Source organism: Blautia sp. CGZ-1-C1 (genome assembly GCF_056504575.1).
This window is the reverse complement of record NZ_JBWLUT010000115.1, coordinates 1-11,198: the sequence shown is the minus strand read 5'-3', so window position 1 is coordinate 11,198 and position 11,198 is coordinate 1. Positions and strand designations below refer to the sequence as shown.

The following is an 11,198-nucleotide window of genomic DNA, read 5'->3' as shown; positions in this document are numbered from 1 at the left end:
CCATTGGCAACGCAAATGCTTTCGAGTTGTCAGTATCATCCTCACCTACAGTGTGGGAAATCCCGGCGATGGTGATGAGCTTTTGCGGACTGCCAGTCATCTATTTTCTGTTTTAGTTCAACTGTTCTCTTAGCCTCTTCGGGATCTTTGCCATCCAGATTTATATCTGCCATCATTTCACCATATGCAGTGCGGACGTTTGCAAGATCTGTTGATTCGCGGCTTCGTTCCACATATTTTGTGTAAGAAGGTGCCAGAAGTCCGACAAGAATTGCCAGGATTGCGACCACGACTACAAGCTCAACCAGGGTAAAGCCTTTATCTCTTTTTTGCATGTATTTTACCTGTAAATAAAAATGTTAAATAATAGTTATGCTAGAGCGTGTTTCAAAAATCATTCCCGCAATCTGCACGCCCCACTTTGCGGTATATTTTGCCCGAATTCAGTTGCCGTAGCCCGCTACGGCGCCTTCATCCGGACAAAATCTACCGCAAATTGTGACGCACATCTTGCAGAAAGCTTTTTTCAAACACGCTACTAGGGAGTAAAATATATACTTTACCCCTTAAGCTTTTTAGAATGATAGCACAGAATCTGTTACTGTGCAATATTTGCAGAAAAAATATTGTTACTGTTCACTGGTAATATTCCGCGAGGTGTTTTTTGTGAGCGAAGGTCACAGAAAACCCGAGACATACCGCGCGAATTTATGGCGACTAGCATAAATTAAGTTCGCGAAGCAAACGATACTCCTTGGGCTTTGCACAAGGAGGTTCATATTTCCTGCATCGCGAAGCGTGTTGCTGTGAACGGAGTGAACAGTAACAAAATATTTCTTTACAGATACAGGGCAATCGTATGGATCATTTTTTTTACATCCAGTGGTTTGGCCAGATGTGCGTTCATACCACAGTCCAGTGCATGGCGTACATCCTCTGCAAAAGCATTAGCGGTCAGTGCGATGATGGGAATGGAAGAAGCATCCGTCCTGTCAAGCTTCCGGATCTGGCGTGTGGCCTCGTATCCGTCCATCAGAGGCATCATAATATCCATAAGTATCACATCAAATGTCCCCTCGGGGTGACGGGAGAAAAGTTTTACAGCTTCCCTGCCATTGGATACTGCAGTTACCACAGCACCTTCCTCTTCAAGGAGTACCTGTGCCACTTCTCTGTTTATTTCATTATCCTCCGCCAGCAGGATCTTTATGCCCTGAATGGAGTTTCGCTCAGCTTCTGGCTCAGAAGAGATATCCGTTTCTTCTGCCTTTTCAAATGGCAGAGTGATCACAAAAGTACTTCCGATACCCGGAGTACTGGAAATCTCAATGGTACCACCCATCTGTTCAAATAGCGCTTTGGCAATGCTCATACCCAGTCCGGTGCCATGATATACACTTCGGGCATCCGTATTCTCCTGAGTAAAGGGTTCAAAGATCTTCTCCAGATATTCTCTGCTGATGCCGATTCCCGTATCAGAGATCGTCCATCTGCAGACCAGCTTATGATCATGGGAAGGGAGAGCATGGATCTCCGTATGGATCGCCCCATTTTCTCTGTTGTATTTGATACAGTTACTGTAAATATTCATCATGGCACGACGGAGGTGCAGAGGGCTGCCGTATACAAAGGGATGTTCGTATATCTCCGGTGCGATATGAACGGTGAAATCAATGCCGTTTTTCTGTGCTTGCATATCAATCAGCATCTGTGTCTCTTTTTCATATTTGATCAGATCAAAAGGTTCATGGTTGAGTACAAGTCCGCCCTCCTCAATCTTGGACATATCCAGTACATCATTGATAAGAGAGAGCAGATGACTGGCTGAAATGAATGCTTTTTCACGATTACTTTTCAGGAATCCGATATCATTTTCGTGCTTTTTATCAATTTCCAGCAGACCAATGATTCCATTCAGCGGCGTACGCATATCGTGGGACATACGGGAAAGGAAATTGGATTTCTCTGCATTGGCACGTTCGGCAGTATCAAGAGCTTCTTTGAGAAGCTTCTGGTGTCTGATTTCTGATTCCACCACATCGTCCACATTCAAAAATCCCAGAACAATGATACCGGAGTCTTCGTTTTTGATAAAGCGGAACTGATAGTAATGGATACCATCCCTGTCATTTATCCGGTAATTTCCCTTGTATTCGGACTGACCGGACAAAACACTCATTACATTACCCAGTTCCAGTGATTCTTCCAGCATTGTACGGTCATCCGGATATACACGCTGTTGGATATAGTCTGAGAGGAAAAGATCATAGGGGTATGTATTGCTGTGTTTTTTGTCCGGATCAGGGACATCGTGGTCTTCCTGCTTGATCACAGAGAGAGTTTTTTCTCTGGGGTTGATCAGGTATACGTTCAGGTAGTTGCTGCTCAGTGTCTGGACAATACTTACCTGTGTCTCATAGGCTTCCTGTGTTCTGGTGACATCCTCACCGTAAAGGATTGCTTCCAGATGATTATTGGAAGGATTGAGCAGCAGTCTTGCCACATATTTGGAAAGCCTGATTATATCGTCATCGTAGAGACAGCGGGAAACCCTGGTGACTTCCACCTGACCGTCCTCGTAGCTTTTCATCAGGGAACAGCGGCAAAATGCGTTGATAAAATCGTTTCTGTCCTTTAATACCGGTATAAAAACAGCAGTCTCTGCAATAAAATGGTCAATGGAAGCGTCAGCATCCATCTTATAGGCCAGGGCAGAGGTGCCTCCGATCTTCAGAATCTTATCATCTGTAAGGTCGAGATGAAAGTAGCCGGCAGCATGGGTAATGGATGCCAGAAGAGAGTGGAGCTGATTTTCATAAATTTTGCGTGCTGTCACATCATTGTCTTCACAGGCTACTGCAATTACGAAATCCCGATAGTCATCGGCGTTTCCGTTTCTGGCAATGAGCAGATAATAGTAATGGACAGTATCTGTGACAACCCTGAAATGGAATTTGAAAGAGGCTTCCTGAGAAAGTCTTTCCAGCAGGGTTTCATAATTCAGGTGTCTGGACACATAGGAACGCTCATCCGGATGAATATATTTCTGGATGAGAAAATTAAATGACAGCTTATAGTCTGAATTATCTTTAATATCGAGATCCGCAAAAGCATCAGTAAATCTGGAACGATATACGGATATTTTCCCGGTTTACGCCATAAACAGACATGTAGTCAGAAGCAAGCAGGTTGATGGCACCCAGCAGACGGAGAGAGTTCTCACCTGTGGGAATAGACTTTGACAGGCTTTCTCCTTCGGCTACTGTGCTGAATACAAGTGCATGTCCTCTGCTGCCGTCGGGCTGTACCGTCTCTACTGCATCAACTGTCTCATAAATATGGCGGATCGGATCTAGGTAAGTCTTTGGTCCCTGTATTCCCAGTGCTACAGGGCAGGGCGGGCATGGGGAATCAAGCCCCATAAGTGCCTTATAGCATTTCACTCCCGGCTGGAGATTGGGGTACAGTTGTTTGGCAGTGTCGTTATAGCTTAGGATATTATAGTCTTTGTCTATGCTGTAATATCCGGATGAGTGTGTGTTCATAATTTGTACTCCTGGTGTTTAGTGCTTTACAGTATACTCTTTTTACCAAAGAATAGCAATGATAATGGACGAATTTGTAAAGGTTGTACAATGTTTGTAACTGTTCACACATCACTACTGTGAACGGAGTAAACAGTAACAATGTTTCTGATGTCTGCGCACGATTCCCAGGTTAAAATCCTGTCTGCCGTTTGCTACACTGATATCATATATCCGAGAAAGCTCTGACGGTCGCCTGATCGATTCTAATGCCCTGTATGAGGGTATATGTCAATTATATGATTGACGTATTTCCTAAACAAAAGTATACTGATGTTTATCAGAAGGACAGGGGTAGCAAGTATGGGATATACGACAATTACATTTATGATATTTATGCTGCTGGTAACAGCAGCATATTATATGTTTCCTGTAAAAAAATATCAATGGACCGTATTACTGGTTGCCAGTTATATTTTTTATTTATGGGCAAGCTGGAAATATGCTGCTTTTCTTTTATTTACTACATTTACAGTTTATTTTGCAGCACTTATTATGTATAAAAACAGCAAAACAGCGAAAGAAACGATAGTTCTTCATAGCGGAGAATGGGATCGGGAACAGAAAAAGCAGTACAAAGAGGAAATGAAAAGGAAGAGAAGAAAAGTTCTGATCATGGTACTTGTGCTGAATTTTGGGATACTTATATTCTTAAAATATTTTAATTTGTTTGCCGGAGGAATGAACAGTTTTCTTGAAAAATCAGGAATGACTGGTCCGATTCCAATATTGCATCTGGCATTGCCGTTAGGGATTTCTTTTTATACCTTTCAGTCTATCGGATATTTGATTGATGTTTACAGAGAAAAATTTGAACCAGAAAGAAATCCGGCAAAATATGCATTGTTTGTATCATTTTTTCCACAGCTCATTCAAGGCCCGATCAGCTTTTATGATCAGCTGGCGCATCAGCTTTATGCAGAACGAAATTTTTCTTATAAAAATCTAAAACATGGTACACTTTTGATTCTTTGGGGATATTTCAAAAAAATGGTGATCGCAGACAGGGCAGTCAGCCTGATCCAAATGGTTGCACCAGATTATATGCAGTATAATGGAACTGTTATTTTTATAACAGTTTTGGTCTATGCATTACAATTATATGCGGATTTTTCAGGTGGAATCGATATATCCAGAGGATTTGCAGAAATCCTGGGGATTGAAATGGCTGAGAACTTCTGCAGACCATATTTTGCAGTAAGTATTAACGATTATTGGAGACGTTGGCATATTACATTAGGCGCATGGATGAAGAATTATGTGTTTTATTCTCTTGCAATGTCAAAACGTTTTTTTAAAATGGGTAAAAACCTGAAACAAAAATATGGTGATCATGCGATCGGAGCGCATATCGCAAAAGTGCTTCCGGCAGGAATTGCTTCTTTTATCACTTTCTTACTTGTGGGAATCTGGCATGGGGCAAATATGAAATATGTTGCCTTTGGTGTTTGGAATGGCAGCGTGATCCTGTTATCTGTTTTGATGCAGCCATTATTTAATAAAGCAATTGCCGGTCTGCATATTCAGACTCAAAAAACGTCATGGCGTATTTTTCAAATATTACGGACATTTTTGATCGTACTGATAGGATATATGTTTGACATAGGCAATAATTTTTCTGCTGCAATAGATATGCTGGGACGTTGTGTTATGGATTTCAGTTTTGATATAACTCAGATCATAGAGCAGATTACGTCGTGCGGTATGACATTGTATGATTATATGCTGCTTATATTTATGACTGTTTTGATCTTTTATGTCAGTCTGATACAGGAACGTCATTCTGACACAACAATACGGAAGCTTTTGGAGGAGAAATATCCAAAATTTCAGTGGATCGTATTATTTGCAGGGCTTCTCAGCATTGCCATATTTGGAATGTACGGACCTGGATGCAGTGCAGCAGAATTTGTGTATATGCAGTTCTAGAGCGTGTTTGAAAAATGCCTTTAGTTAATAAGACAGATAGGACATATGATGAAAAAAAGAATTTTAAAACTAAGTTGCTTTGGTTTGATATTTATGTTATTCCTAAGTGGAGCAGCCGGATTTCTTAAGGTGAACAGTTTACCGGACAGTGTGCGTATCAAGGGATTTTATCTGGAACCCAAAGATAGTCTGAATATGGTAACGATTGGAGCAAGTGAGACTTATACGGCAATAGCACCAGGCTTGCTCTGGAAAGAGTTCGGATTTACCAGTTATAATTATTCGGTGGCCGGAAGTCCGATCTCAATAGTAAAATCACAGGTTAAGGAGATTCTGGCTAACCAGGATCCAAAAGTAATTGTGATAGAGATTAACGGGACATTGCAGGATGATGAATATCAGATAAATGAAAAACGATTGAGAAAGTACATAGATAATATTCCATGGTCAGTAAATAAGATAAACACAATTAAGGAGATAGTACCCGAAGATCAGCAGACAGAGTATTTCATACCTTTTTTAAAGTATCATTCAAACTGGCAGAGTCTGGATTTGTGCATAGCTAATTTTTACCTTCAGTCACGTATGATGCTGGAAGGCAGCAGCCGACTGAAGGGATTTCAGACAATATCCGGAGCAGAAGAAACAAAAAGTAAAGTAATAGATGTGAAGGGCGATACCTCAGTACTTCCTTTGTCTGAAAAGGCAGAATATTATCTGCGCGATCTTCTTCAGTATTTAAAAGATGAAGGAATTGACAATGTTCTGTTCATGCGCACACCGCACAGAATTACAAAAAAGAGTTATCCATTTTATCAAAGAGCAAATGAAGCGGAAAAGATTATCAAAGAATATGGATTTCCCTATGTGAACTTTGAAACACAAAAGGATGAAATCGGACTGAGCATGATGGATGATTTTTATAATAATCATCATCTGAATCTGTATGGACAGAAAAAGTTTACGAATTATTTTGGAAACTATATGGTAGAACATTATGATCTGAAGGATAGTGTGCATTTAGAAAAGGTTATAAAAGAATGGGATAAAACCGCAGAGGATACAGAGGATTGTCTGGAATATGTAGAAACCATGATAGAAGATAAAAACAGAAGTATTATTAATGAAGGATGGAAAGAAGCCAGGAGATTACACCTGACAACAGAGGAGTAATATGGGGAAAGGAATTGAACGGTATGGCTACTGATGAAGAGCTTTATGGGCAATATCTGAGCGGTGACGAGACAGGACTTGAACTATTGATAAAAAAATACGGCGATCCATTGACCTTATACATCGATGGTTATCTGCATGACGTCCATGAAGCGGAGGACTTAATGATGGAAACCTTTTCCTGGCTGTTTACGAAAAAGCCCCGCATCCGGGATGGATGTTTTAAGGCTTATCTCTATAAAGCAGCGCGTCACATGGCATTACGCCACAAAAGCAGACGGCGGATTATCTTCAGTCTTGACGACCTGACCAGAGAACCGGAGGCACAAACGTTGGTGGAGGAAGTCGTCCGCACAAAGGAACGAAATCAGATCCTACATCTCTGCATGGACGAGTTAAATCCAGATTATCGGGAAGCTCTTTATCTGACCTATTTTGAGGGTATGAGCTATCAACAGGCTGCTAAGGTCATGGGAAAAAGTGTGAAGCAGATCACAAATATGGTGTACCGGGGAAAAGAGCGTTTACGTGGATTATTGCAACGGGAGGGTATTACAGATGTTGAAAAATGAGGAACGGATTGCTGAGGTAAAACGGCGTATTGGGGAAAAAGAACGACAGCAGAGACTGCGGCACAGACGGATTGTCTCCGCATTCTGCATAGCGGCATGCCTTGCAGTAATCGTTGGGGTTTCCTTTGTTATGCCAGGTATTGTCGGACAGATTGCGCCCGGTACTTCTTCTGGATTTGAAACGGCAGCAACAATTTTAGGCGGCGGTACTGCGTTGGGATATATGGTGATCGGACTGCTGGCTTTTATTCTCGGCGTTTGCGTGACTATTCTGTGCTTCCGCATCCGCCAGCTGAACAAAGAGGAGCAGACGGAGGAACAAAAGGAGGACAATGAGGATGGAGCTGTTCAGTAACCTTTTTCAATTTGCTGTTACCCTGGTGGGCTTTTGTCTGAGTGGTATCTGGTATCTGAAAGATCGAAAACAGACCTGTTTCCTGCTGACCTGCTTTTACGGATGCTTTGCCCTCGGCTCTCTTTACTGGACGCTGTATCTGCTTCTGTTTTCTGAAACACCGCAGGTCTTTTATGTGTCAGAGTTCGGCTGGGTAGCCAGTGTGATTTTCCTTTATCTTCTGCAATACACCCTTTCTTCTGCCGGGGAAAGAAGATTTTTGACACGAAAAGCCCTGATTGCCCCTTTGATTGGCATTCCGCTTTGTGTGTTTTACTGCACCTTTGGGGATGTTCTCTCCAATCTGCTCTGGTGTGGCATGATGATCGTTGTTTCTTATCATTCCATTCGGGGTCTTGCTTATGCACAGATACAGACGGGAACAGCGTGTAAGATGCGGTATTTCCACATTGGGGTACTGTGCTATGTGGCGGTGGAGTATGTTCTTTGGATCTCTGGCTGCCTGTGGCCGGGCTATTCCATTTCCGCTCCCTATTGCTGGTTTGATCTTTTGCTTACAGGCAGCCTGTTTGCGCTGCTCCCGGCCACAGGAAAGGCGGTGCAGGCATGACATATATTGAAAATGTATTTCTTTGCATGGCTTCGCCCCTGCTGATTGCCGCGCTGTGTATGGGAAAGCGGCAGAGAAAATTCTTTCTGTTTTGCTTTGCCGGGATGGGTGCATGTCTGCTTTCCGCATACATCAACACCTTTTTCGCTGCGCTTTATAAAGCGGACACCTTTGCAGCTACCACAGAGATCGCCCCGGTGGTGGAGGAAGTGATGAAACTTCTGCCATTGCTCTTTTATCTGCTGATATTTGAGCCAAAAGCGGAGCGAATCAAAAATGCCGCTGTGATCACAGCTCTTTCCTTTGCCACATTTGAGAATGTCTGCTATCTGATTCAAAACGGAGCCGGTCATTTTTCTTTTATTTTCTTCCGGGGTATTGGAACAGGAGCCATGCATGTGATCTGTGGAGCCATTGTCGGCGGCGGCCTTGCATATGTGTGGCAGAGAACATGGCCGCAGACATCGCCGGAACCTGCGGCCTGCTGGGAGCGGCAATCACCTTTCATGCAATTTATAATCTCCTGATCGCCTACGGCGGTGCAGCACAGTATATTGCTTATCTGCTGCCTGTACTTATCCTGACAGCGGGAAAACTGATTTTCCGCAGTTCGATACAATAATATAACCTGATTTTCCGCTTTTGGGAGCTGTTTCGGCAGCTCTCAAATTTTTTTTGAAAAAATTTGATTTTCAGGTGAGAGTTTTTCGCTTTTTTTGTACCTATATAAGTGAAAGGACTTTTTAAGACTGTTTTTTGTGGAAGGAGGTTGGAAGGCATGTACGATACCGAAAACGCGTATCGAATTGGTAAAAAAGCGAATGCATGAATACCACCGCCGCCAGGAGCGGCGCACAGTCTGCCGGCTGTCTGTTCTGTGTACCCTGCTGTTCCTGTCTCTCGTGGGGGCAATGGGGATAATGCAAAGTCAAGCCAATAAACGCCACGGGAATGTACGGCGCAATCCTGCTGCATGAGGACGTGCAGGCGGTTATGTGTTGGTGGCTGTCATTTCCTTTACTGTGGCAGTCGTGATTACCGCATTATGTATCAAATTCAGAAACAGAGGACAAAAGAGTCAAGACGCAGAAGATCATGTATAAAGAAAGGAAGAGGTGAAAAGTATGAGGAAAAAATTATTGGCCGGGATGCTGGCACTTGCACTGTGTTCTACAAATATGCCCCCCCAGACCATATTTGCGGAAGAATTTACTTCCGGAAATCAGGATGTAGTGTCTGAGGAAGAAACTCCGGAGATTTTTACCAATGAAGAGCAGGAAGCGGAAGGAGAGACAGATGAGGAACTGTCTGTATTCAGTTCAGAAGAGGTTCCTGAATTTAATGATGCCCCCGATGAGGCAATGGCTGCTGCGGAAAATGAACAAGCTGGAGAAATTGATTTAGCTGATAACGATAAGGTTATAAACGGAGTTTATACTATAAGGTCGGCAGGAGATCACAAATTCACATGTAGCCGGGAAACAGGAAATAGAATTGTGGTTGATGGAGGGAATACTTCAGAGCAAGACAACATCAACATTTATCTTAATAAAGTAAATATCAATACATCTACTGGTCCGGCACTGCGAATAAATGTTAATGTTAAAGCTACAGTCACTATCTATTTAACAGGCACAAATAATCTTATAGCAAAGAATACATGGTATGCCGGTTTACAGAAAGCTAACACAGCTTCGCTTATAATAACAACCAAGGTTTTAGACCCTACTGCAGGAATCTTAAATGCTCATGGTAGTAGCGATGGGGATGGCGCCGGAATTGGTGGCAGTAATATTACTATTAATAGTTGTTCTGTAATTGCTAGTTCTAAGTATGGTGCTGGAATTGGTGGCAACAAGCAAGGCGCTGGCAGTAATATTACCATTAATAGTGCTTCTGTAACTGCTAGTTCTACGGATGGTGCCGGAATTGGTGGCGGCCTTTACGGCGATGGCAGTGATATTATCATTAATAGTAGTTCTGTAACTGCTAGTTCTACGAATGGTGCCGGAATTGGTGGCGGCGAAGGAAATTCTTGCAGTGATATTACCATTAATAATAGTTCTGTAACTGCTAGTTCTACGAATGGTGCCGGAATTGGTGGCGGCAAGGGAGGCGCTGGCAGTAATAATATTACCATTAATGGCGGCTCGGTAAAAGCCTCTTCTGTATCCGGTTCCCCAACAAACGAAGGGAAAGAGGTTTATTGTTGTACTATTGAAAATCCCGAAAATGCGAACGTAACAATCAAAACTGGAACAGGTTCTAGGGTATGGGATTGGAAGCCTGTAAACCATTCCTCTCTCGACCCTGATGACACTAATCTGTATGTTTGGCTGCCCAAGCTCGAAGACAATTCTACAAAAAGCAATTATATGATTACACTTAACCCAGAAAATGGTTCAGAATCTCGAACACGGAATTATTCATTCGACACCGTTACCAACACATTTAAAGCTGCTCAAGCTGTTAATGATTTTATATTTAAGTCCCCTGTAAATCTTACTTACAATGGTCAGCCTAAAGAAGCCTCATTAGAGTTTAAATTTAAACCTACACACGAAAATGACAGAACAATCTTATTGAAATATTATAAAGGTAAATACGAAAATATCAAAGATAACATTGATACAATCGAACCGCTCCAAGGTGCTCCTGTAAATGCAGGCACATATACCGTAAAGGCTGAGATAGGGGAAAGTAAATCCTATTTTGAACATAAAGGATTAGTAAGTTCAGAATGGACATTTACTATAAAAAAAGCTTCTGTAGCACCAGGAGCAGATTTTAATAAAACTTCTATATCCGTTCTATGGTCCTGTAAAAAGATCAGAGACATTACCAATCCTTTTTCGGCTGACTGGAAATGGGATAACGATGTTAATCCTGATCAGGAATTACAAGTTGGAAAACCCATTACAGCTACCGCAATTTACAATGGCGACGATAAGGGGAATTACGAAAAAGAATCTATT

General features: G+C 42.2%; 9 protein-coding genes and 3 pseudogenes. 8 read left to right on the top strand and 4 right to left on the bottom strand.

Annotation, left to right across the window (positions count from 1 at the left end; translation table 11 throughout):
- Positions 1 to 41: 41 nt before the first annotated feature.
- Positions 42 to 335 (bottom strand): type IV pilin protein, encoded by a 294-nt coding sequence (locus tag AC058W_RS10530; protein WP_479390066.1) that lies wholly within the window; start codon positions 333 to 335, stop codon positions 42 to 44.
- Between the two features lie 24 nt (positions 336 to 359).
- Positions 360 to 470 (bottom strand): annotated as a pseudogene (locus tag AC058W_RS10525) (DUF6783 domain-containing protein); the annotation flags it as partial.
- Between AC058W_RS10525 and AC058W_RS10520 the strand changes: the two are divergent.
- Positions 447 to 542: pseudogene (locus AC058W_RS10520) on the top strand (DUF6783 domain-containing protein); the annotation flags it as partial. The pseudogenes AC058W_RS10525 and AC058W_RS10520 overlap by 24 nt on opposite strands.
- A 296-nt stretch (positions 543 to 838) precedes the next feature.
- Here the strand turns inward: AC058W_RS10520 and AC058W_RS10515 are convergent.
- Positions 839 to 3,016 carry a response regulator gene (locus tag AC058W_RS10515; RefSeq protein WP_479390065.1) on the bottom strand — a complete coding sequence of 726 codons (2,178 nt, stop codon included), beginning with the start codon at positions 3,014 to 3,016 and terminating at the stop codon, positions 839 to 841.
- A gap of 97 nt (positions 3,017 to 3,113) precedes the next feature.
- Complete coding sequence (locus AC058W_RS10510) at positions 3,114 to 3,545, bottom strand: hypothetical protein (RefSeq protein ID WP_479390064.1); 432 nt, start codon at positions 3,543 to 3,545, stop codon at positions 3,114 to 3,116.
- Positions 3,546 to 3,887: 342 nt separating this feature from the next.
- Between AC058W_RS10510 and AC058W_RS10505 the strand changes: the two genes are divergently transcribed.
- The 7 genes and pseudogenes from AC058W_RS10505 to AC058W_RS10475 form a co-directional block, all read left to right on the top strand.
- Positions 3,888 to 5,513, top strand: coding sequence for an MBOAT family O-acyltransferase (locus tag AC058W_RS10505; protein WP_182474281.1), 1,626 nt, complete (start codon positions 3,888 to 3,890; stop codon positions 5,511 to 5,513).
- Positions 5,514 to 5,642: 129 nt separating this feature from the next.
- Positions 5,643 to 6,686, top strand: a complete 1,044-nt coding sequence (locus AC058W_RS10500; RefSeq protein ID WP_147324772.1) for a hypothetical protein — start codon at positions 5,643 to 5,645, stop codon at positions 6,684 to 6,686.
- Entirely contained in the window at positions 6,644 to 7,258 is a 615-nt protein-coding gene (locus tag AC058W_RS10495; RefSeq protein ID WP_119242918.1) for an RNA polymerase sigma factor, read from the top strand. The genes AC058W_RS10500 and AC058W_RS10495 overlap by 43 nt, the downstream gene beginning before the upstream one ends.
- Complete coding sequence (locus AC058W_RS10490) at positions 7,245 to 7,613, top strand: DUF4179 domain-containing protein (protein WP_119242919.1); 369 nt, start codon at positions 7,245 to 7,247, stop codon at positions 7,611 to 7,613. The genes AC058W_RS10495 and AC058W_RS10490 overlap by 14 nt, the downstream gene beginning before the upstream one ends.
- Positions 7,597 to 8,223 (top strand): histidine kinase, encoded by a 627-nt coding sequence (locus AC058W_RS10485; RefSeq protein ID WP_118521497.1) that lies wholly within the window; start codon positions 7,597 to 7,599, stop codon positions 8,221 to 8,223. Before AC058W_RS10490 ends, AC058W_RS10485 begins: the two co-directional genes overlap by 17 nt.
- The gene (locus AC058W_RS10480) at positions 8,220 to 8,750 is read left to right on the top strand and encodes a PrsW family glutamic-type intramembrane protease (protein WP_479390063.1); all 531 of its coding nucleotides are present in this window, start codon (positions 8,220 to 8,222) and stop codon (positions 8,748 to 8,750) included. The genes AC058W_RS10485 and AC058W_RS10480 overlap by 4 nt, the downstream gene beginning before the upstream one ends.
- Positions 8,751 to 9,347: 597 nt before the next feature.
- A pseudogene (locus tag AC058W_RS10475) lies at positions 9,348 to 11,198 on the top strand (hypothetical protein); the annotation flags it as partial.

What these genes read in the sequence shown, in the direction of transcription:
- AC058W_RS10530 (WP_479390066.1), bottom strand. Translation starts at nt 335, where the DNA reads ATGCAAAAAAGAGATAAAGGCTTTACCCTGGTTGAGCTTGTAGTCGTG.
- AC058W_RS10510 (WP_479390064.1), bottom strand. Translation starts at nt 3,545, where the DNA reads ATGAACACACACTCATCCGGATATTACAGCATAGACAAAGACTATAAT.
- AC058W_RS10505 (WP_182474281.1), top strand. Translation starts at nt 3,888, where the DNA reads ATGGGATATACGACAATTACATTTATGATATTTATGCTGCTGGTAACA.
- AC058W_RS10495 (WP_119242918.1), top strand. Translation starts at nt 6,644, where the DNA reads ATGGAAAGAAGCCAGGAGATTACACCTGACAACAGAGGAGTAATATGG.
- AC058W_RS10490 (WP_119242919.1), top strand. Translation starts at nt 7,245, where the DNA reads ATGTTGAAAAATGAGGAACGGATTGCTGAGGTAAAACGGCGTATTGGG.
- AC058W_RS10485 (WP_118521497.1), top strand. Translation starts at nt 7,597, where the DNA reads ATGGAGCTGTTCAGTAACCTTTTTCAATTTGCTGTTACCCTGGTGGGC.
- AC058W_RS10480 (WP_479390063.1), top strand. Translation starts at nt 8,220, where the DNA reads ATGACATATATTGAAAATGTATTTCTTTGCATGGCTTCGCCCCTGCTG.